The following is a 21611-nucleotide window of genomic DNA, read 5'->3' as shown; positions in this document are numbered from 1 at the left end:
CCGCGGCTCCGCTCCGCGCGGCTGGTGACCGACGTGGGGAGCACGCAGCGGAGCGCCTGCGCCGCGGCCCAGGCGCTGGGGATCGGCGGGCGCTTCGTCTCCTCGCACCCGCTCGCCGGCTCGCACCTGTCCGGCTGGGATGCCTCGCGCCCCGGCCTCTTCGCCGACGCGCGCGTCTTCCTCTCTCCCACCCCGTCCACGGGGAGCGGGGCGCTCGATCTCGCCCGGGAGCTGTGGTCCGGCGTCGGCGCTCGCCCGGAGATGATCGACGCCGCGGAGCACGACCGCCTGCTGGCCCGCAGCAGCCACCTCCCGCAGCTCGCTTCCACCGCGCTCGCCCTCACGCTCGCCCACGGCGGCATCCCCCACGCGGAGCTGGGCCCCGGCGGCCGGGACGCCACCCGCCTGGCCGGCAGCTCGCCGGAAATGTGGACCGCGATCGCCCTCGACAACGCCGCGCCCCTGGCCGAAGCCGTCGCCTCCCTCCGCGACCACCTGGACCACCTCCACGCCGCCCTCCTCCGCGGCGACGCCGACGCCCTCCACCGCTTCCTCTCCACCGCGCGATCCTGGTGGCGCCCGCCCGCGCCCTAGCCCCCGCCGTCCCTTTCTACATTCAACATTCCTCGCCTTCCCAGTTGACACCCCCCCTCCCGCCCGGCGAAGTTCGCTCCGGACCCACCGCCGCAGAGGAGGCCGATGAAGTTCATCCCCGCGCAGCTCGCGTTCTTCCTGCAGAGCCACACGGCGCGACGCAACCTCCGGCTGCTGTCGCGGTTCGTCGCGTTCCTGGTCGTGCTGGTGGTGGTCTACAGCATCGCCTTCCACTTCCTCATGGCGGCGGAGGGGCAGCAGCACTCCTGGATCACCGGCTTCTACTGGACGCTCACGGTGATGTCCACCCTGGGGTTCGGGGACATCACCTTCCAGACCGACCTGGGACGGACGTTCTCCATGCTCGTCCTGCTGTCGGGCGTGATCTTCCTCCTCGTGGTCCTCCCCTTCACCTTCATCCAGTTCTTCTACGCCCCCTGGCTGGAGGCGCAGTCGGCGCGCCGGGCGCCGCGCGAGGTGCCGGAGGGCGCGAGGGGCCACGTGCTGGTCACCCACTACGACCCGGTGGCGATCTCGCTGGTGCAGCGCCTGGCGTACCACGGGCGCCCGTACTGGGTGCTGGAGCCGGACGTGAAGCGGGCGCTCGACCTGCACGACGCGGGGGTGCGGGTGATGGTGGGGGACCGCGACAAGGTGGAGACGTACCACGCCGCGCGCGCCGAGGGCGCGGTGCTGGTGGTGGCCACCGGCGACGACTACGAGAACACCAACATCGCCTTCACCGCCCGCGAGGTGGCCCCGCGCGTCCCCATCGTCTCCATCGCGCGGGCCGCGGACTCCGTGGACATCCTGGAGCTGGCCGGGTCGTCGCACGTCCTGCACCTCCCGGAGATGCTGGGCCGCTCGCTCGCGCGCCGCACCCTGGGCGGCGAGACCCGCGCCAGCGTCATCGGCCGCTTCGGGGAGCTGATGATCGCCGAGGCCCCGGCCACCGGGACGCCGCTGGTGGGGAAGACACTGCGAGACGGGATGCTCCGCCAGGCCACGGGGCTCACGGTGGTGGGGCTCTGGGAGCGGGGGAGCTTCGGGATCCCCGGCCCGGACACCCCCATCGGGCACTCCACCGTGCTGGTGCTCGCCGGGTCCGAGGAGCAGCTCGCCCGCTTCCAGGAGCTGACCGTGATCTACAACCGCCCCGACGCCCCGGTGCTGGTGCTGGGGGGCGGGCGCGTGGGGCGGTCGGTCGCCGACGCGCTCCGGGAGCGGGGCGTCCCCTACCGGATCGTGGAGCAGGACCCGTCACGGGTCCGCGACGACGGCACGTACGTCGTGGGCTCCGCCGCGGACCTGGAGTGCATGCAGAACGCGGGGATCCGCGAGGCGGGCGCCGTGGTGGTCACCACCAACGACGACGCCACCAACATCTATCTCACCATCTACTGCCGCCGGCTCCGGCCGGACGCGCAGATCGTCAGCCGCGCCACGCTGGAGCGCAACGTCTCCACCCTGCACCGCGCGGGGGCGGACTTCGTGATGTCGTACGCCTCCATGGGGGCCAACGCCGTCTTCAACGTGCTGGAAAAGGACGACGTGGTGATGCTCGCCGAGGGGCTGGACGTCTTCCGCTACCCCGTCCCGCCCGCGCTGGCGGGGCGGCCGCTCGCGGGCACCCGGATCCGGGAGGCGAGCGGGTGCAGCGTGGTGGCGGTGCAGACCCCCGACGGGATCGCCATCAACCCCCCCGCCGACTCCGTCCTCCCCGCAGACGGCGAGCTGATCCTGGTGGGAACCACCGAGGCGGAGCGGGACTTCGTCCGCCGCTTCGCGTAGCCCAGCGGCGGGCGCTCCGGGGCCGCTTCCGGCCGCGACCCGTGACTTCCCGCGCCTCCGGCCGCATATTGTCTGCTCGAAGCCCGCGCCCGCCGACCGGCCGCGGGCGGCGACCCGTACCCGCATCCCGTTGCGCTTTTTGCCCTTCCCGCGCATTTTGACTCCCCAAAGGTGAGCAGCTCCGCGTTTCTGACCGGGGCCACCGGCTTCGTGGGGAGCCACCTCGTCGACAGGCTGGCGTCCCGCGGCTGGCGCCTCCGTGCCCTCGTGCGATCCACCAGCGACACCTCGCTCCTGGAGAGTTGCGGAGTGGAGCTCGTCCGCGGCGACCTGGCGGACCCGGAGGCGATCGCCCGCGGAGCGGACGGCGTGGACGTGGCGTACCACCTGGCGGCGGTCACCGCCGCCCCCAGCGAAGCCGCGTACCAGCACGCCAACGCCGAGGGGACCGCCGCCGTGGCGGAGGGGCTCCTGCGCGCCCCCGCGCGCCCGCGGCGGCTGGTGTACCTCAGCTCCTACGCCGCCTGCGGCCCCATGCGGGACGGCCGGCCGCGGGGTGCGGGTGAAACGCCGCACCCGCTGACGGGGTACGGAAGGAGCAAGCTGGAGGGGGAGCGGCGGATCCGCGCCCTGGAAGCCGTGGGGATCGAGGTCGCCGTCGTGCGTGCCCCCGCGGTGTACGGGCCGCGCGACCGTGCGCTCCTCACCTACTTCCGGATGGTGGACCGGCGGCTCGCCCCCACCCCGGCCGGGGAGCGGAAGCTCCACCTGATCTACGCCCCCGACCTGGCACGCGCGCTGGAGAGGGCGGCGCACGCGCCGGCCGGGACGTACGCCGTGGCCGAGCCGGTGGTGCACACGCTGGGCGGGCTGGTCGATGCGATCGCCGCGGCGCTGGGGAAGCGTCCCCTGCGCCTCCCGCTTCCTCCGCCGCTGGTGCGGGCGGCGGCGGCGGCGACGGAGGGGGTCGGCCGGATGGCCGGGTTCACCCCGGCCTTCAACCGGGAAAAGGCGGAGGAGATGCTGGCGGAAGGGTGGGTCTGCGACCTCTCCGGCTCGGAAGCGCTCCTCCCGCCCGGCGAAGCGACGCCGCTGGCGGAGGGGGTGGCGCACACCGCCCGGTGGTACCGAAACAACGGATGGCTTTGATGGCGACTAAATTGGACACCGTACGGAAGTCCGCGGACCTCTTCGACAAGTGCCGCCGCTTCACGGCGGCGCGCGAGATGATCGGCCGCGGCCTGTACCCGTACTTTCAGCCGATCGAGAGCTCCGAGGACACCGAGGTGGTGATCCGCGGGGAGCGGAAGGTCATGGTCGGCTCCAACAACTACCTGGGCCTGACGCACCATCCGTACGTCCTGGAGCGCGCCCGCGAGGCGCTGTACCGCTACGGCACCGGGTGCACCGGGAGCCGCTTCCTGAACGGCACGCTCGACCTGCACGAGGAGCTGGAGCATCGCCTGGCGCGGGTCATGGGGCAGGAGGCGGCGCTGGTCTTCAGCACCGGCTACCAGACCAACCTGGGGGTGATCTCCACCCTGGTGGGGCGCGGGAGCGTCGCCATCCAGGACCGGCTCAACCACGCTTCGCTGGTGGACGGCTCGCTCCTGGCCGCCGGGGAGATGGTGCGCTTCCCGCACGCGGACATGGACGCCCTGCGCCGCATGCTGGAGACCCACGCCGGGAAGGGCGTGCTGATCGTCACGGACGGGATCTTCTCCATGGAGGGCGACATCGCCCGGCTCCCGGAGATCGTCGCGCTGGCGGGGGAGTACGGCGCGCGGGTGATGGTGGACGACGCCCACTCCGTGGGGGTGCTCGGGGACCGCGGGGGCGGCACGGCCCAGCACTTCGGGCTGGAGGACCGGGTGGACCTGGCGATGGCCACCTTCTCCAAGTCGTTCGCCTCCATCGGCGGGGCGATCGCCGGGCCGGCGGACGTGATCCACTACCTGAAGCACCACGCCCGCACCCTCATCTTCAGCGCCAGCATGCCGCCCTCCGCGGTGGCGACGGTGCTGGCCTGCCTGGAGGTGATGGAGCGCGAGCCGGAGCGCCGCCTCCGCCTGTGGGACAACGCCGCGTACCTGCGGAGCGGCCTGCAGGGGCTCGGCTTCGACACCGCCGAGTCGGAGACGCCCATCATCCCCGTCAGCACGGGGCACATGGAGCACACCTTCGTCTTCTGGAGAGCGCTCTTCGACGCCGGCGTCTTCACCAACCCGGTCCTCCCGCCGGCCGTGCCGGAGAGCGCCTGCCGCCTGCGCACCTCCGTCATGGCGACGCACACCCGCGACCAGCTCGACCGGGTGCTCGAGGCCTTCGCGCGGGTGGGACGCGAGCTCGCCATCATCTGACCCCCACTGCATGACGGCACCGCTCCGCGTCCGGGAGCTCGGCCCGGACGAGTCCGTCCGCCCCTTCGTCGACCTCGCCTGGAAGATCAACGCGCGGGACCCGAGCTGGGTTCCGCCGCTGCGCATGGCCGTGGAGGGGCTGCTCGACCGCCGCAAGCACCCCTTCCACCAGCACGCCGACGCGGCGTACCTCCTGGCCGAGCGGGGCGGCGAGGCGGTGGGGCGGATCGCCGCCGTGGTCAACCACCGGTACAACCGCTTCCACGGCGACCGCACCGGCTTCTTCGGCCTGTTCGAGTGCGCGGACGACGCGGAGGCCGCGCGCGCGCTGGTGGAGGCCGCCTCCGCCTGGCTGCGGGAGCGCGGGATGGAGCGGATGATGGGGCCCATGAACCTTTCCACCAACGACGAGCTCTCCTCCCCGGGAGTGCTGGTGGAGGGCTTCGACGCCCCGCCTGCGGTGATGATGTCGCACAACCCGCCCTTCTACGCGCGGCTCCTGGAAGGGGCGGGGCTGGGGAAGGAGAAGGACCTGCTGGCGTACTGGATGGCGAGCCCCGAGCCACCGGCGCGCGCGGTGGCCGCCATGGAGCGGCTGGCCCGCCGCATCGGCGTCCGGATCCGCTCCGTGCGGATGAAGGAGCTGAAGGAGGAGGTGCGCCGGGTGCAGGAGGTGTACAACGCGGCCTGGTCGCAGAACTGGGGGTTCGTCCCCATGACCGAGGCCGAGTTCGAGCACATGGCGAAGGAGATGCGCCCGGTGGTGGATCCCGAGCTGGTGCTCCTCGCCGAGAAGGAGGACGGCGAGCCGGTCGGCTTTCTCCTGGCCCTCCCCGACCTGAACCGCGCCTTCCGCCACCTCCCCGACGGGCGCCTCTTCCCCTTCGGCCTCTTCCGCTTCCTCTGGCACCGGCGCAGGATCGACTCGCTCCGCGTGCTGACGCTCGGGCTCAAGCCGGGGTACCAGCACCTGGGGCTCGGCGCCGCCATGTACCTGCACGCCTTCCGGGTGGCCGCGGCCCGGGGGTACCGCACCGGCGAGGGCTCCTGGATCCTGGAGGACAACCTGGAGATGCGGGGGGCGATGGAGAAGATGGGCGCGACCCCGTACAAGCGGTACCGCGTCTTCCAGACTCCGCTCGGGAACGGCCGTTGAGCGGCGCGTCCCCGCGGCTGCGGCGCGCGGGGGGCATCCTTCTCGCCCTGGCCGTGGTGGCGCTCGCGGCGTACGCCCTGCGGGCGCCCCTCCTCACCGGGGTCGCACGCCTCCTCACGGTGCGCGACCCCGTGTCGCGCGCGGAGCTGATCCTGGCCCTGGGCGGCGAGCTGAACACCCGCCCCTTTCACGCGGCGGAGCTGTACCGGCGGGGTGTCGCGCCGCGGGTGGTGCTGGTGCGCGAGCGGAGCGGCCCCGCCGTGGAGGCGGGGTTCTTCCCCAACCGCACCGACGTGGCGGTGCGGATCCTCCGGCGCGCCGGCGTCCCCGCGGAGGCGATCACCGTGCTGGAGCCGCCCGGTGGAGCGGGGAGCACCGCGGACGAGGCCCGGGCGCTCCGCGCCTACGTGCTCCGGAGCGGAGCCCGCCGCGTGGTGGTGGTCACCAACTCCTACCACTCCCGCCGCGCGCGGATGGCGCTCCGCCGTGGGACGCGGGGCACGGGGGCGGAGATCCTCATGTCGCCGGTCCCCGCGTGGGCCTTCTCCGAGCGGGACTGGTGGCAAAGCGAGGACGGGGTGATCGCCTACTTCAACGAGTACCTCAAGCTGGCCTTCTACCTCCTGCACGGGGGATGATCCGGGGGCGCTCTCGACAGGCAGCCGGCTCGCCACCATCCCTCCGGCCGCGCACCTGCGAAGACCCCGCGCCGTCCGGGCTTTTGGGGCGCCTCGCCGGGGGTTAGATTCCCGCTCCCCCGGGAGGGCCGGGGCACCGGGCCGGCACCCCCCGCCGCATGAAGATCGCGTACTTCACGGAGAGCCTCCTCCCCCACGTAGACGGCGTGTCCCGGACCCTCGCCCAGCTCTTCGGGACGCTGGAGGCGCGGGGCGTGGACTTCCGCGTGCACTCCCCGTTCGTCCCGGGGCCGGAGGTGCCGTGGAGCGGACGGGTGCGCCCGGTGCGCTACGTCCGCTTCCCGCTCTACCCGGACTACCGCGTCTCGCTCCCCTGGGGGCACGGGATCGCCCGCGAGCTGGATGCCTGGGAGCCCGACCTCGTCCACGTGGTCAGCCCCACCCCGCTGGCCTCCTGGGCGCAGCGGTACGCCGCACGGCGCGGGATCCCGGCCGTGGCCAGCTTCCACACGCACTTCGTCTCGTACTTCCGCTACTACGGCGTCCCGGCGCTGGAGGGGTTCGGGTGGGGGATGCTGCGCCGCTTCTACGCGCGCTGCGCGCGGGTGTACGCCCCCTCGCGTAGCATCATCCGCGAGCTGGAGGCGCACGGCATCCGCAACCTGGAGCTGTGGTCGCGGGGGATCGACGCGAGCCGCTTCTCGCCCGCCCACCGCGACCCGGAGCTGCGGCGGCGCGCCGGCGCGGACGAGGCGACGCCCCTCGTCCTGCTGGTGAGCCGCCTGGTGAAGGAGAAGGATCTCGCGGACCTGGTGGAGATGGACCGCGTCCTCCGGGAGCGGGGGGCGGATTTCCGCCTGGCGCTGGTGGGCGACGGGCCCATGCGGGCGGAGCTGGAGGAGCGGCTCCCTCACGCCTGCTTCGCCGGGCACCAGACCGGGGAGGCGCTGGCCCGCTGGTACGCCTCGGCGGACGTGTTCGTCTTCCCCTCCACCACGGAGACCTTCGGGAACGTGGTGCTGGAGGCGCTCGCCTCCGGGCTCCCCGCGGTGGTGGTGGACCGTGGCGGCCCCCCGGACCAGATCGAGCCGGGGGAGAACGGGTGGATCGCCCGCGCCAACGACCCCGCCGACCTGGCCGACCGCGTGGAGCAGCTGCTGCGCGACGGCGAGGCGCGCGCGCGGATGGGGCGCCGCGCCGTGGAGTCGGCGCGGGAGCGGGACTGGAGCGCGATCAACGGCCGCCTGATCCGGAGCTACGGCGAGGTGGTGGAGTCGGCGCGGGGCGGGGGCGCGTGACGGGGCCCCGCCCCGGGGCGGAGGGCGCAGCCGCTCCGGAGGAGGAGCACCTCCACGTCTGGGGGATGGGCGACATCTCCACCGGCCAGCCGCGGCGGAAGGGCCGCCTCACGCTGGACCGGCTCTTCCGCCTGGCGCTCCTGCTGATCCCCTTCGGGGTGCTCGCCAACCTGGCGCTCTCCTGGGCCACCACGGACCGCGGCCTCCTCGCCACCCTCCCGGAGCTCCCGCGCGGCTACCTGTTCCTGGCGATCGTGCTGGGGCTGGTCCCGTGGTTCACCAACGCGCTCCGCATCTGGATCTGGACGCGCTTCATCGGGAGCGACCTGGGCTTCCGCGAGGCGTTCCGCATCGTGCTGGGAGGGGAGCTGGGCTCCTCCGTGCTCCCCACCTCCTCCGGCGGCGAGATCTTCCGCTGGGGGATGATGATGCAGCGGGGGATCTCCCCCGGCGCGGCGGCTTCGGTGGTCACGCTGGGGCACGTGGAGGACTCGCTCTTCTTCCTCCTCGCCCTCCCGGCGGCGGCGGTGATCTCCTCTGCGTGGGAGCTCCCCGTCCTCCAGCGCCTGGCCGGGGAGGTCGAGGGGAGCGCGCTGGTGGTGCTGGGCGCGGGGCTCGCGGCGCTCTTCGCTCTCCGCCTGCTGTTCCGCCTGGTGCTGGTGGGGCGCCTGGGGGAGCGCCCCCGCGATTGGGGGCTGCGGCTCGCGGCGAGGGTGCGGCGGCGGCTGCGGAAGGGGTGGTGGGAGTTCCGGGACGTGTACCGCCTGGTGGCGAAGCGGGGGAAGGGCCTCTTCCTCCTCGCCATGCTCCTCACGGCGGTGCAGTGGATCTGCCGATACTCCGTGGTGTCGGCGCTGGCGGCCTTCCTGGGGGCCCCGGTGGACCCGGTCCTCTTCTTCCTCCTGCAGTGGGTGGTCTTCACGGTGATGCTCTTCGTCCCCACGCCGGGCGCCTCGGGCGGGGCGGAGGCCGCCTTCTACCTGGTGTACTCGGCGCTCCTGCCGGGGAGGATCATCGGGCTCACCACGGCGGGGTGGCGCCTCCTCACCTTCTACCTGCAGCTCGCGCTGGGCGCGGTGCTGTTCGCGGGGCTCACGGTGGCGGAATCGAGGGCGCGGCGCGGCCGGAGCCCGGGGCCGGAAGGGGAGAAGCGCGGAAATCCGGCGGCTCACGAAGGGGCGAAGTGACTGTGGGAAGCGTGGTTGCAACTGCAGATCGTGGATTCGGAACCCTCGACATTTCCAGGGAATCGTATTATATTTCAGCCATGAAAATCGCGACCAATCTACCGAGTGCTGTGGAGATCAACCGCGCGCTGGACGCCCAGGGCCGACGGGGGGTGCGTCCGGTCCGTCCGGTGGCTGCGGAGCGATTCTCCTTCGACGATCTCACGGACGAGCAGCTCTTCCAGCGCTACACCGACGGCGACGCGGAGGGCTTCCGCGTGCTGGTGGAGCGGTACGAGCCGCGCATCCAGGGCTTCCTGCGGAAGCGCCTGAACGACGAGGAGCGCGTGCAGGACCTGACGCAGGACACCTTCCTGCGCATCCACCGCGCGCGCGAGAGCTACGACCCGGGGCGGAAGTTCTCGACGTGGATCCACACGATCGCGAACAACCTGCTCAAGAACGAGTTCCGCAACCGCTCGCGGCGGCGGGAGACCGCGTTCTCGGACATCCGTCCGGAGACGTCCTCCTCGGGCGCCCCGTCGCGCCCGGTGGAGTTCGCGGCCACGGGCGCGGACCCGGAGCGCGAGGCGTACCGGAGCGAGCTGCGCGAGGCCATCGACACGGCCATCGGGCGGATGGACGAGCACCACCGCATCCCGTTCGTGATGCGCGAGGTGGAGGACCGCACCTACGAGGAGATCGCCGAGGCCATCGGGATCCCGGTCGGGACGGTGAAGAGCCGGCTGAACCGCGCGCGGAACGCCTTCCGGATGCTGCTGCCCGTGCCGGTCTGACGGCGGGTACGGAAGTGCGAGGTGCGGGAGTGCGAAAGTAAAGGCCGGTACGACTGGACGAAGCGGGGGAGGGTGCCAGGACGGCGCCCTCCCCCGCTTCGCGTCTGCCGCCCGGCTACACCGTCTCGTGCTCGGGCTGGCCGGCGGCGGCGGGCTCGGCGGCGACGCCGGCCTCGGGGCCGGGCTGCGCCAGCGTGTCGGGGTCGGCCTCCAGCTCCGGCTCCACGAACAGGGCGGAGAGCCGCTCCAGGTGCTGCGGGGTGCAGTACAGGCGGATCTCGCCGCGCTCACCCCGGCGCACCCGCGGACGGGAGAAGCAGACCACCCGGTGCTGCTCGCAGAGGCGCTCCAGGACGCGCATGGCGCGCGGCAGGTCGAGCGTGCCGTCCTCCGCGTCCCACCCCAGGTGCCGGGCCACCTCTTCGGCGGAGACGGCGTCGTGGATGGTGGGGTTGAAGGCGTCCTCGTCCAGCCGCTCGATCACCAGCTCGCGGTCCCGGAGGAACCGGTAGACCTGGTCGCAGTCCTGGCCGCACTCGTCCTCGTCCACCGCGCCCGCCACCTGCACGCTCTCCAGCTCGCAGATCTCGGTGCCGCCCACGCCGTCCTCCTCCGCCTGCCACATCTCCCTCGCCATGCGCTCCGCCGTCCCGCGGTCGGGGGCGCTCACCGCGTAGCGGACCGTCACCCGGTACACGACGTCCACTTCGTACTGCTGCTGCTCCTGCATGTCCGCTCCTCCGGTGCTTTTTCCGAGTGCCTCTGGGGGCGCGGGGCCCTCCCCGGCGGGGAGCAATGCGAGGATCGTGCTAACGCGGCGTGGAAGCGTCGGTGGCGGCGTTCTCCTCCACGGCGCGGGCCAGCTCCGCCAGGTCGTACGGCTTCTCGAAGGCGGGGCGGCCGGTGCCCTCCAGGAAGGACCGCCGGGCGGGGGAGATCACGTCCCCGGTGGCGAACACCACGCGCGCGGTGGTCTCCGGGTGGCGCTCGCGGAGGAGGCGGAACAGCTCGTCTCCGGGCATCTCCGGCATCTTGAGGTCCAGCACCAGCGCGTCGTACGAGGCCGCGGCGACGCGCTCCAGCGCCTCGGCGCCGGAGGCGGCCTCGTCCACCCGGTGCCCGCGGGCCTCCAGGTAGCGCCGGAGGATGCGGCGCAGCTCCGGCTCGTCGTCCACCACCAGCACGCGCAGCGGCGCGCGGGCGGGCGCGTCCGGCGGGGGTGGGGCGGGTGCGCCGTCCGCCTCGTCCGGCACCCGGAGCAGGGGGATCTCCATCGTGAACTCCGCGCCTCGGCCGGGCTCGGAGCGGACCCGGATGGTGCCGCCGTGCTCCGCGACGATCCCGTGGGAGACGGCCAGCCCCAGCCCGGTCCCTTCGCCCACGCCGCGCGTGGTGAAGAACGGCTCGAAGACCCGGGCGCGGACCTCCTCCGGCATCCCGGGGCCGTTGTCGCTCACGCAGAGCCGGAGCACGCCGCCCTCGGCTTCGGTGCTCACCACGATGCGGCCGCGCCCCCGGCCCGAGGCGATGGACTGCTCGGCGTTGAGGAGGAGGTTCAGGAGCACCTGCTCCAGCTGCGGGCCGTCCGCCAGGGTACGGGGGAGGTCCGGGGCGAAGCGGGTCTCCAGGGCCACGTGCTGGGCGCGGAGCCCCGCCTCGCGGAATCGGCAGACCCGGCCGGCCACCTCGTTCAGGTCGGTGGGGGCGCGCTCGGGCGGCGTCTGCCGGGCGAAGTGCAGCAGCCCCCGGACGATGCGGGCGGCGCGGTCGGCGTGCTCGCGGATGGCGCGGGCGTCGGCCGCCGCCTCCCCCTCCAGCTCGCGCTCCAGGAGCGAGGCGGTCACCTTGACCACCGTGAGGGGGTTGTTCAGCTCGTGCGCGACCCCCGCCACCAGCTCGCCGATGGCGGCCAGCTTGGCGGACTGCATGAGCCGGCGCTGCCCCTCCATCTGCTCGGTGAGGTCCACCCCGATGGTGACCACCCCCCTGCGCCCGCCGCCGGTCTCGTGGTACGGCGAAGCGGAGATCAGGATGGGGAAGTTCTCCCCGCTCCTGCGGGTGGCCTGCACCACGCGCGTCCACGGCTCCCCGGCGGCGGTGGCGGCCAGGAACTCGTCGGTGATCCGCGCGGCCGCGGGGACGTTGCGCCCCAGGAAGGAGACGTGCTCCCCCACCAGCTCGGCGGGGGCGTAGCCGTGGACGTGCTCCGTCCCCGCGGCGTGCTCGATGCGCCCGGCCAGGTCGGTGATGACCACGGCGTGCCCCACCATGCGCTCGATGGCGGCGAGCACCTCGCGGAAACGGGCCTCGGAGTCGCTCGCCAGCCGGTACAGCACGGCGTTCTCCACCGCCACGGCGGCCTGGTCGGCGAGCGACTCGAAGAGCCGCACGTCCTCGTCCGAGTACGGCTCGGCGTAGCTGAACACCGCCAGCACCCCCAGCACCCGCCCGTCCTTGACCATGGGCGCGTGGATGGCGGCGCGGGCGGGGCGGGCGGTGTTCCCCCACAGGGCGCCCCCGGCGGAGTCCCGGTCCGACCAGGCCACGGTGCGGCGCTCACGGATGGCGCGGCTCGTGGGTCCGTCGCCGAGCGGGTCCTGGTGCCCGGGGTACTCGACCCCCTCGTCGTACATCAGCGGGTAGCGGATCGTCCCGGAGGACCCGTCCCAGAGGGCGACGTAGAAGGCGTCGCGGCGCAGCACGCGTCCCACCTGCACGTAGAAGGCGCGGTAGAGGCGGTCGGGGGAGCGCTCGGAGGCGAGGATGCGCGCCACGTCGTTGAGCACCGCCAGCCGGCCCGCCCTGCGCTCCCGGTCGGCGGAGGCCGCCTGCAGGGCGCAGTTGGCGGCGTGCAGGCTGTGCACGGTGGCGGCGCGGGTCCGGGCATAGATGAGGGAGAGGAGGAGGATCAGCGCCAGCACGCTGACGTGCACCGCCGCCCCGACCCGCTCCCGGTTCCCGGCGGGGACCAGGTCCGGGAAGGGGAAGCCGCGCAGCTCCAGCACCCACAGCCCCGCCACCGCCGCGACCACGATGGCCCCCCACGCCGCGGCCGCGCGCACGCGGAGCGGGAGCACCACCGCCACGGGGAGCACGAACACCCAGGCCCCTCGCGTCCCGTTGATCCCCCCGGTCACCCCCACCACGCCGAGCACCACCGCCACGGCCGTCGCCACCGCAAGGTGCCGGGCGAGGCGGTGCCCTACCCGCGCGCGCGCGGCGTACGCACCCGAGATGACGGCCGCCGCCAGGAGGAGCGCCGCGCCCACCTGTGGCACCCCGGAGAGGAACCAGACCGGGGCCCACGCGAGCGCCGCGCCCGCCCCCACCAGGACGAAGCGGCGGAAGGTCTCCTCGGCGTCGCGGGTGGGGCTCCGGGGCGGGGACGGGTCGGTCATGGGGGCAGGGCGGGCAGGCGGTGGTCACCATTTTGGGGCGAAGTGTGCCCCGGAATGGTGAAAGCGATTTCACTGTAATTGTGCAGGGCGGCTCCTTCAAGAGAGCGCGCCCGACCTCCCGGCGCAACCTCCGCCGGCCCGAGCGGAATGGCGGGAACACCCGGACATCCGCCCGCCGGCGGCGCGTAAGCGTTTGTGGCGCATCTGCTTGGCACAACATCGAGAAATGGCGGATTCCGTCGGGGTCGGCTCCCGGCGCCCCTCCGGCGGGGCGTGCACGGCACCCGGTCCCGCCCTTGCCCTTTGCCGGGCCGGCAACGCCGCCGTGAACCGACGAACCTGGAGAAACCGATGAACCTCGCAGGGAGGGAACCCATGAAGCGCCTTCTTTCGGCTGCACTCCTCGCGCTCTTCGCCGCGGGGTGCCAGGACACGGGGCCGGTCTCGCCGCTGAGCACGCCGGGTGGACACCCGAGCTTCGCCGCCACCGCGGATCCGGAGCTCGACGCGGCGCTCGCCGCCGCCACCGCGAGCACCCCGCTCCAGGTGATCGCCGTCTTCGACGACTCCGCGACGACCGCCGGCGCGGTGAGCAGCGCGATCCAGGGTCTCGGTGCGGGGGTGATCGGCTTCAAGCACCTCCCCATGGTGGCCGCGCTCGCGACCCCCAGCCAGATCGAGGGGATCCAGGGGATCGCCGGGGTGACGGGGGTCTACCTGAACGCGCAGCTCGACTACCACAACGCGGAGGGGCTGGAGAGCATCCACGCGGACGACGTGCACGCCATGGGGTACACGGGGAAGGGGATCGGCGTCGCGATCCTGGACAGCGGGATCGACGGGCTGCACCCGGACCTGGCCTATCCTTCCAAGACCATCGCGAACGTCAAGTACGTGGCGGACCTGGAGGAGCGCTTCTCCTTCGGCGGGCAGGAGCCGGTGGTGGGGGCCACGCTCTTCCTCGACAACGTCGCGGTGAGTGAGACCTCCGTCGGCCACGGCACGCACGTGGCGGGCACCGCGGCCGGGAAGGGCACGGCTTCCGGGGGCAAGTACAGGGGGGTCGCGCCGGGCGCGAACCTGATCGGCATCGGCGCGGGCGACGTCCTCTTCATCTTCTGGACGCTGGCGGGCTTCGACTACATCCTCGAGCACAGGGCCCAGTACAACATCAAGGTCGTCAACAACTCCTGGGGGTCCGCGGGCGGCGCGTACGACCCGAAGGCCCCGATCAACGTAGCCACCAGGAAGGTCTCGGACGCCGGGGTGACGGTGGTCTTCAGCGCCGGGAACTCGGGTCCGGGTGAGAACACGCTGAACCGGTGGAGCCTCGCCCCCTGGGTGATCAGCGTCGCCGCCGGGTGCAAGCTGACCGACGACGCCAACGCCGCGAACTGGCGGTCCCGCTGCCAGGACGCCAGCGGGCGCGCCCCGGTGCTGGCGGGCTTCTCCTCCCGCGGCATCCCCGGCGACCCCATGTTCCACCCGGACATCACCGCGCCGGGGGTGTACATCGTCTCCACGCGCGCTTCCACCGGAACGGTGATGAACGGCCTGGACGCGCCGAGCGACCTGACCCGCTGCGCGATCGACCTGACGCACGCCCCCTACTACACCTGCGCGTCTGGCACCTCGATGGCCGCCCCCCACGTGGCCGGCGTGGTGGCGCTGATGCAGGAAGCGGCCGGAGGGAAGCTGAAGCCGGCGAAGGTGATCGAGATCATCCGCAAGACCGCCACGCCCCTTCCGGGCTTCGCGGAGTGGGAGGTCGGGTCCGGGTACCTGAACGCCCTGGAGGCCGTGAAGGTCTCGCGCCGGTAGCACCACACCATGCGGCACCGCGCCCGGAGGGGCGCGGTGCCCGCTTACCACCAGCGGCTCACCGCGGAGGAATTCATGAAGCGCTTGCTGACCCTCGCCGCCGGGACCCTCCTCCTGGCCGCGTGCCAGGACGGCCCCGCCGGGGACGCTCTGCTCCATCCGGAGACGAGGCTCCGCTCCGTCGCGGCCGGAGTGGAGGTGGATCCGGCGCTCGGCTCCGCGCTCCTCGGCGCGGGGGAGGCGGATCCACTGGAGGTGATCGTGACCTTCGACGAGGCACTCACCACGGGTGACGCGCTCGCCGCGTCCATCCAGCAGCTCGGCGCGGGGGTGATCGGCTTCCAGCACCTCCCCATGGTCGCCGCCCTGGCCACCCCCGAGCAGGTCTCCGCGATCAGCGCCCTGGCAGGCGTGCGCGGGCTCTGGGCGAACACCTCCGAGCGGCTCCTCAACCGGCAGGTGGTGGGGAGCGTCGGCGCGGACCTGGCCTGGGAGGCCGGATACACCGGCAGGGGAGTGGGAATCGCCATCCTGGACACCGGGATCGACGCCGGGCACCCCGACCTCGCCTTCGGGACCAAGACCGTCCAGAACGTCAAGGCCGTCGCCCACAGCAAGGACCTCTACACCTTCCCCGGGCGGGACTCCGTCACCGGGCTCAAGACCCCGAAGCCCGCGAAGAAGGGGTACGAAGTGTTCGTGGAGAACGTCGAGAACACCGACACCGACAATGGACACGGGACGCACGTGGCGGGGACCGCCGCCGGAAGCGGCGAGGCTTCGGGCGGGAAGTACGGCGGGGTCGCGCCCGGGGCGCACCTGATCGGCGTGAGCGCGGCCGTGGGCGGCGTGCTCCCCACGATCAACCTCTTGGCGGGCTTCGACTACATCATCGAGAACCGGAAGAAGTACAACATCCAGGTGGTGAACAACTCCTGGGGGTCCACCGGCAGGTTCAACCCGAACTCCGCGCTCACGATCGCCACCCGCGAGGTATACGAGGCGGGAATCACGGTGGTCTTCGCGGGCGGGAACGAGGGTCCCGGGGAGGACACCATGAACCCGCGCAGCGTGGCGCCCTGGGTCATCAGCGTCGCGGCCGGCTGCAAGCTCGCGGAGGACTATGGCCAGCCGGCGGGGAGCGCCGCCAACCCCACCAACTCCCGGGCGCACTGCGAGGACGGGCGGGACCGGCTCCTGGCGGACTTCTCCTCCCGCGGGATCCCGGGGGACGCCATGTACCACCCGGACATCCTCGCGCCGGGGGTGCACACCGTCTCCTCCCGCGCCTCCACGGGGCTGGAGATCACCGCCTTCGCGGCGCAGCACGACGCGCGGATCTGCTCGATCGAGGCGGCGCACGTGCCCTACTACACCTGCATCGACGGCACCTCCATGGCCTCGCCGGCGATCGCCGGCGTGGTGGCGCTGATGGAGGAGGCGTCCGGCGGGAAGCTCACCCCGGACCAGGCGCTCGCCGTGCTCACCCGCACCGCCCGCGCGATGCCGGGATACGGAGAGTGGGAGGTGGGCGCGGGCTACGTGGATGCGCTCGCCGCGGTCAAGGCCGCCCGCTCGCTGCGGTAGGGGACAGCCGGCAACAGCGGTGCGAAGTGCGAAGTGCGAAGTGCGAAGTGCGAAGTGCGAAACGGCGCCCCCACCGGGATTTCCCGGCGGGGGCGCCGTTCGCAGGCCATCCCGCTTCCCCCGTTCCTGTCCCCTTCTCTCCGGCGCTCGCACATTTTTGGTGCAGGGTGCGGTTGCGGCGCGGCGCTCCCTCCACAAGATTGGGGACACGCGCGCCCACCCTCCGCCCCGTCGCCCGTGCCGCTTCCCAGGCTGCTCGTCATCGACCCGGACCCCGGCCCCCTGCCGCCGCTCGTGGAAGCGCTCCGAGGGCGGGCGGAGGTGGAGGGCGCCGCCTCGCTCGCCGAGGGGCTGCGGCTCCTCTCCGAGCGCGGGTGCGAGGCGCTGGTGCTCTCGCTGGACTTCCCGGCGGTGGACATGGCGCTGGTGCGCCGCATCGCCGAGTCCGCCAACGCGCCGGGGGCGGTGGTGCTCACCACCGCGCAGCCCACCATGCAGACCATGGTGGAGGCGTCGCGCATGGGCGTGGTCGGCGTCTTCGCCGCCCCGGCGGACCCGGAGGAGGTGGCGGGGGCGCTCAGCGAGGTGTTCGCTCCGCCGGAGGAGGTGGTCCCGCTCCCGGCGCCGCTCGCCGCGGGGGAGGACGAGACGGCCATCGGCGCCTCCCCGGCCATGCTGGAGGTGTTCCGGATGGTGGGACGGGTGGCGGCGTCGTCGGCCACGGTGCTGGTGCTGGGGGAGAGCGGGACGGGGAAGGAGCTGGTGGCTCGCGCCGTCCACCGCAACAGCGAGCGCGCCGCAGGGCCGTTCGTCGCCATCAACTGCGCGGCGATCCCGGAGAACCTGCTGGAGTCGGAGCTGTTCGGGCACGAGAAGGGCGCCTTCACCGGCGCCATCGCCCGGAAGATCGGCCGCTTCGAGCGGGCCAGCGGGGGCACCCTCCTCCTGGACGAGGTGGGCGACATGTCGCTCACGCTGCAGTCCAAGATCCTGCGGGCGCTGCAGGAGCGGGAGATCGAGCGCGTGGGGGGCGAGGGGCGCATCGCCGTGGACGTGCGCGTGGTGGCCGCCACCAACAAGGACCTCCGCGCCGCCATCGCCGCGGGGAGCTTCCGCGAGGACCTGTACTTCCGCCTGGCCGTCGTCACCCTGCCGCTCCCGCGGCTCGTCGACCGGGGCGGCGACCTGGAGCTGCTGGCCCGCCACTTCGCTGCCCGCTACGCGGCGTACTACGGCCGCCCGCTGCGGGGGATCGCCCGCTCGGCCCTGGAGCGGCTGCGCGCCCACGGCTGGCCGGGGAACATCCGCGAGCTGAAGAACGTCATGGAGCGCGCGGTGCTCCTCTCCCACGGCCCCGTGCTCCGCGCCGAGCACCTCCCCCTGGACCAGCTCCTCCCCGACTCCGCCCTCCCCGCCGACGCCTCCCCGCTCCCCGGGTACTCCCCCACGCTCACCATGGCCGAGGTGGAGCGGCTCCACATCCGCGAGGTGCTCCGCGAGGTGGGCGGGCACATGGGGCGCGCCTCCGAGGTGCTGGACCTGCACCGGAACACGCTGACCCGTAAGGTGCGCGACTACGGGCTGGACGCGGCTTCCCCATAACTGTGCCGCTTCACTCTTTTTGTGCAGCGCCGGGGAGCCCACGTCCGGGTCCCACCTCGAAAACCCCTGCGAATGCTGGGGTTCCGGGCGTGCGCCCGCGGCACGGCACCTGCTTTGGACCGGGGGAGACGAACCCATTCTCCCGGAGGAGACTTCCGATGACCCGCCGCTTCCTGCTCCCCCTCGTCGCCTCGCTCCTGGCGCTGGCCGGCTGTTCGGACCACGCGGCGGCGCCGCTCTCGCCGGAGCCGGCCGCCCCGGCCGCGCTGCTCGACGCCACCATCGACCTGGACGGGGTGCTGGAGTTCGCCACTCTCCCGGACCTCACCGCTCCCCGCAGCGTGAGCAAGCGGATCACCGCCGCGGAGGGCGGCTCGGTGGAGCTGGCCGGCTTCCGGGTGGACGTCCCGGCGGGGGCGCTCCCGCAGGACACGGTGATCAGCATCGTCCTGCCGAGCGACGCGACGCTCGGGAAGCGGGTGCTGGCGGAGTTCGAGCCGCACGGGATCCGGTTCAACACCCCCGTGACCATCTCCTTCCCGCTGCAGGGGGTGCTCCTCCCGACGGGCGGGGCGCTGGACGTGGGGCGCTGGGAGAACGGCGGGTGGACCTCGCTGGGCGGAACGGTGAGCCCGGACGGGACGCGCCTCTTCTCCACCACGCCGCACTTCTCCACCTACTCGGCGCGCGGCGGGGCCTACACCATGGCGGGCGGCTGACCCCCGGGTCCGCCGCCGCACCTTCTCGCCACCGAAGTCGGATCCTCGCATGCCGTCGCACCTCCTGGTGGAGCGGGCGCTCGCGCTCATCCCCGACTCCGAAGAGTTCCGGCCGCTGAGCGACGCGGTGATCGGGACCTCCCGGATCGACTCCGAGAAGGTGTGGGCCCGCTCGGGGGCCTACGCCACGGTGGGGAAGCGCGTGGTGGACCCGGCGGGGCTGCGGGCGCTGATCCCGGAGCTGGCCGAGCGCGCACAGCAGCGGCTGCAGCGGCTCTTCGACCTGGTGCTGGAGGCGATCCAGAAGCAGGAGGAGGGCGACCTGGCCGCGGCGGCCGGGACGCTGGTGCGCGCGGGGGAGATGGAGGAGGAGGACCGGCGGCTGGACAAGGCGGAGCGGATCTACGGGCAGGCGCTGGAGATCGCCCGCGACCTGCGCGAAAAGGGCCCGCAGGTGCTGGCGCTGCGCAGGCTGGGGCGGGTGGTGCGGGCCGCGGGGCGGCTGGACGAGGCCTGGGGGTGGTACGAGCGGAGCTACCTGCTGGCGGTGGACGAGATGGACCTCGCGGGGCAGGCGGTGGCCTGCCAGGGGCTGGGGAACCTGTGCGACGACCGGGGACAGCGGGAGCAGGCGTGGACGTGGTACGAGCGCGGGCTGCGGCTGGCGCGTGGGCTGAGCGACCCGGGGCTGGAGTGGCCCTTCCACGCGAACCTTTCCATCCTGGCGATGCACCGGGGCGAGCTGTCGCGCGCCGAGGAGTCGCTGCGGCGCGCCCGGGCGTGCATCGAGGCCACGGGGGACGAGGGGGGGATGCTCTACTGGTTCAACAACCGGGGGCTCATCCTCATGGAGGGGGAGGACGCCCTGGGCGCGGAGGCGATGTTCCGGGAGGGGCTGGAGCGCTGCCGCAACCCGCTCTGGGAGATCCTGCTGCGGGTGAACCTGGGGGACGCGCTGGCGCGGCAGGACCGCTTCTTCGAGGCGGAGGAGGAGGCGCGCCGGGCGGAGGAGGCCGCCATCGCCCACCGCTACATCCCGCGGCTGGTGGAGGTGTACGGGCTCTTCGGGAAGATCGCGCGGCGGCGCTGCGACGAGGAGGGGTTCGTCTTCTTCGAGCAGGCGCTGAACGTCTGCCGGGAGCGGGAGCTGCCGGCGGTGAAGGAGGCCGGCGTGTACGAGGAGTACGGGCTGCTGCACCTGGCCTGCGGGCGGCGCACGGAGGCCGAGGCGTACCTGGAGCAGGCGCGCGCGGTCTACCGCGACCTGGGGCTGGGGCGGGACCTGGTGCGGGTGGACGGGGAGCTGGCGCGGGCGCGGGCGGTGGAGGAGCCGAAGCTCACGGCATAGGATGCACGTCCGGCGGGAAGGTGCAAGGCGGGCGCTCCGGGAACGGGGCGCCCGCCTTCCGCGTGGTGTCGCAACACCCGGGCACGTACGTTGCGCTCCGTTCGGGAGGAACCAGCGTCTTCCCCCCCACAGGAGCCGTCTCGTGAGAACACACCGCCTGGGATCCGTCCTCCTCCTCGTGCTCGCCCTGGTGGCGGGCGCCTGCAGCGACGGCCCCACCGACGCGCGGGCCAGGGTCGCGGGCACGTACGAGCTGCAGGACGTCAACGGGTCCTCCCTGCCGGCCACGATCGCGGTGGCTCCCGAGGGGCGCCTGGAGATCACGTCCGGGACGATGGTGCTGCGCGCCGACGAATCGTACACGGAGACGGTGCGGCTCCGCATCATCTTCAACGACGGACAGACCGAGACCGAGAGCTTCATCGAGAACGGCACGTACTCCATGACCGGCGGGACGATCACCTTCACGGTGCCGCCGAGCCTCGGGGAGGAGGGGTTCTCGTACACGGGGGAGGTGAGCGGCCGCACGCTCACCTACACGGCCCAGGGACTCACCGCCACCTACCGGAGATCGTAGGCCCCTACGCGACCACGGTCCGGTCGTCCAGGTAGTCGCGGAGCTGCCGCTCGTGGTCGTGCGCCAGGTAGCCGAAGGGGAGCCGCTCGATCGGGAACGCCTGGACGTCGCTGACCTCCAGGGCGTCCTGGATCTCCGGCTCCCCCTCCACCTCCGCCACCACGGTGACGTTCACGGCGTGCGTCCGCGGGTCGCGCTCCGGGGAGGAGTACACCCCCAGGAGCCGGCGGATGGTGACGATCCGCAGCCCCGTCTCCTCCTCCAGCTCGCGCTCCGCGGTGCCGGGCACGTCCTCGCCCCAGTCCATCATCCCCCCGGGAATGGCCCACCGGTCGTCGTCCACCCGCCGCACCAGCACGATCCGCCCGTCCGCGAGGACGGGGACTACCGAGACGCTGGGGACCGGATGGCGCAGCAGGAGGCGCATGGCCGTGCGGAGGTGGCGCCAGATCTGCCGCCCCTTCGACGAGCGCCTGCGCCGGTCCCGGAGTCGAACGCTCATGCTCGCCCGCCCGTGGTGGTGAGTTCCCGCCGCCCCGCCCGCGCGGCCCGGAGCGCGGCGCGCGCCTCGGCCAGCGCATCCGCCATCTCCGCGCGCCCGTCCTCGCCGATGGCCTCCCCGCCGAAGCGTGCACGCAGGTACAGCTCCACGGCCCGGGCCGCAGCTTCCGCGCCGGGGGCGCCCTCCCGCCGCAGCCGCTCCGCGAAGTCCAGCGGCCCCGGGCGGTCCTCGTCCGCGTACCCGGCGCGGGCGTAGGC

General features: G+C 73.2%; 19 protein-coding genes. 15 read left to right on the top strand and 4 right to left on the bottom strand.

Annotation, left to right across the window (positions count from 1 at the left end):
- From VGR37_08030 to VGR37_07990, 9 genes are all read left to right on the top strand, one after another.
- The coding region (locus VGR37_08030) for a prephenate dehydrogenase (GenBank protein ID HEV2147338.1) at positions 1-594 on the top strand (594 nt) is incomplete at its 5' end.
- A 105-nt stretch (positions 595-699) separates the two neighbouring features.
- A complete protein-coding gene (locus VGR37_08025) occupies positions 700-2385 on the top strand; it encodes an NAD-binding protein (GenBank protein ID HEV2147337.1) in 1686 nt (561 codons plus the stop codon).
- Positions 2386-2556: 171 nt separating this feature from the next.
- On the top strand, positions 2557-3534 hold the full coding sequence (locus tag VGR37_08020; protein HEV2147336.1) for an NAD-dependent epimerase/dehydratase family protein: 978 nt from the start codon (positions 2557-2559) through the stop codon (positions 3532-3534).
- Entirely contained in the window at positions 3534-4745 is a 1212-nt protein-coding gene (locus VGR37_08015) for an aminotransferase class I/II-fold pyridoxal phosphate-dependent enzyme (GenBank protein HEV2147335.1), read from the top strand. The genes VGR37_08020 and VGR37_08015 overlap by 1 nt, the downstream gene beginning before the upstream one ends.
- Before the next feature lie 10 nt (positions 4746-4755).
- A complete protein-coding gene (locus VGR37_08010) occupies positions 4756-5901 on the top strand; it encodes a GNAT family N-acetyltransferase (protein HEV2147334.1) in 1146 nt (381 codons plus the stop codon).
- Complete coding sequence (locus VGR37_08005; GenBank protein ID HEV2147333.1) at positions 5898-6539, top strand: YdcF family protein; 642 nt, start codon at positions 5898-5900, stop codon at positions 6537-6539. The genes VGR37_08010 and VGR37_08005 overlap by 4 nt, the downstream gene beginning before the upstream one ends.
- Before the next feature lie 158 nt (positions 6540-6697).
- Positions 6698-7837: a glycosyltransferase family 1 protein gene (locus VGR37_08000; GenBank protein ID HEV2147332.1), complete on the top strand. Its 1140-nt coding sequence runs from the start codon at positions 6698-6700 to the stop codon at positions 7835-7837.
- A complete protein-coding gene (locus VGR37_07995; GenBank protein HEV2147331.1) occupies positions 7834-9024 on the top strand; it encodes a lysylphosphatidylglycerol synthase transmembrane domain-containing protein in 1191 nt (396 codons plus the stop codon). Before VGR37_08000 ends, VGR37_07995 begins: the two co-directional genes overlap by 4 nt.
- Before the next feature lie 110 nt (positions 9025-9134).
- Positions 9135-9800 (top strand): sigma-70 family RNA polymerase sigma factor, encoded by a 666-nt coding sequence (locus VGR37_07990; protein ID HEV2147330.1) that lies wholly within the window; start codon positions 9135-9137, stop codon positions 9798-9800.
- Positions 9801-9915: 115 nt separating this feature from the next.
- On the opposite strand, the gene VGR37_07985 is transcribed toward VGR37_07990, so the two are convergent.
- Both VGR37_07985 and VGR37_07980 read right to left on the bottom strand, forming a co-directional pair.
- Entirely contained in the window at positions 9916-10530 is a 615-nt protein-coding gene (locus VGR37_07985; protein HEV2147329.1) for a hypothetical protein, read from the bottom strand.
- Between the two features lie 79 nt (positions 10531-10609).
- Positions 10610-13198: an ATP-binding protein gene (locus VGR37_07980; GenBank protein HEV2147328.1), complete on the bottom strand. Its 2589-nt coding sequence runs from the start codon at positions 13196-13198 to the stop codon at positions 10610-10612.
- A gap of 375 nt (positions 13199-13573) precedes the next feature.
- Here VGR37_07980 and VGR37_07975 point away from each other — a divergent pair, with 375 nt between their 5' ends.
- The 6 genes from VGR37_07975 to VGR37_07950 all read left to right on the top strand — a co-directional run bounded on the left by VGR37_07975 (position 13574) and on the right by VGR37_07950 (position 20852).
- Positions 13574-15019, top strand: coding sequence for a S8 family serine peptidase (locus tag VGR37_07975; protein ID HEV2147327.1), 1446 nt, complete (start codon positions 13574-13576; stop codon positions 15017-15019).
- A gap of 75 nt (positions 15020-15094) precedes the next feature.
- Positions 15095-16606 carry a S8 family serine peptidase gene (locus VGR37_07970; GenBank protein ID HEV2147326.1) on the top strand — a complete coding sequence of 504 codons (1512 nt, stop codon included), beginning with the start codon at positions 15095-15097 and terminating at the stop codon, positions 16604-16606.
- Between the two features lie 237 nt (positions 16607-16843).
- A complete protein-coding gene (locus tag VGR37_07965) occupies positions 16844-18208 on the top strand; it encodes a sigma-54 dependent transcriptional regulator (protein HEV2147325.1) in 1365 nt (454 codons plus the stop codon).
- 158 nt (positions 18209-18366) lie between these two features.
- Entirely contained in the window at positions 18367-18927 is a 561-nt protein-coding gene (locus tag VGR37_07960; protein HEV2147324.1) for a hypothetical protein, read from the top strand.
- A 49-nt stretch (positions 18928-18976) separates the two neighbouring features.
- Positions 18977-20275: a tetratricopeptide repeat protein gene (locus VGR37_07955; protein ID HEV2147323.1), complete on the top strand. Its 1299-nt coding sequence runs from the start codon at positions 18977-18979 to the stop codon at positions 20273-20275.
- Positions 20276-20417: 142 nt separating this feature from the next.
- Entirely contained in the window at positions 20418-20852 is a 435-nt protein-coding gene (locus tag VGR37_07950) for a hypothetical protein (GenBank protein ID HEV2147322.1), read from the top strand.
- A gap of 4 nt (positions 20853-20856) precedes the next feature.
- Here VGR37_07950 and VGR37_07945 read toward each other — a convergent pair whose 3' ends face one another.
- A complete protein-coding gene (locus VGR37_07945; protein ID HEV2147321.1) occupies positions 20857-21354 on the bottom strand; it encodes an NUDIX hydrolase in 498 nt (165 codons plus the stop codon).
- Positions 21351-21611 (bottom strand): hypothetical protein (locus VGR37_07940; GenBank protein ID HEV2147320.1); only part of this gene is annotated, 261 nt, incomplete at its 5' end. The genes VGR37_07945 and VGR37_07940, both read right to left, overlap by 4 nt.

The organism is Longimicrobiaceae bacterium (assembly GCA_035936415.1).
In the GTDB taxonomy this organism is placed as follows: Bacteria; Gemmatimonadota; Gemmatimonadetes; order Longimicrobiales; family Longimicrobiaceae; genus JAFAYN01.
The sequence above is the reverse complement of the archived record's forward strand: the minus strand, read 5'-3'. Positions and strand labels throughout refer to the sequence as shown.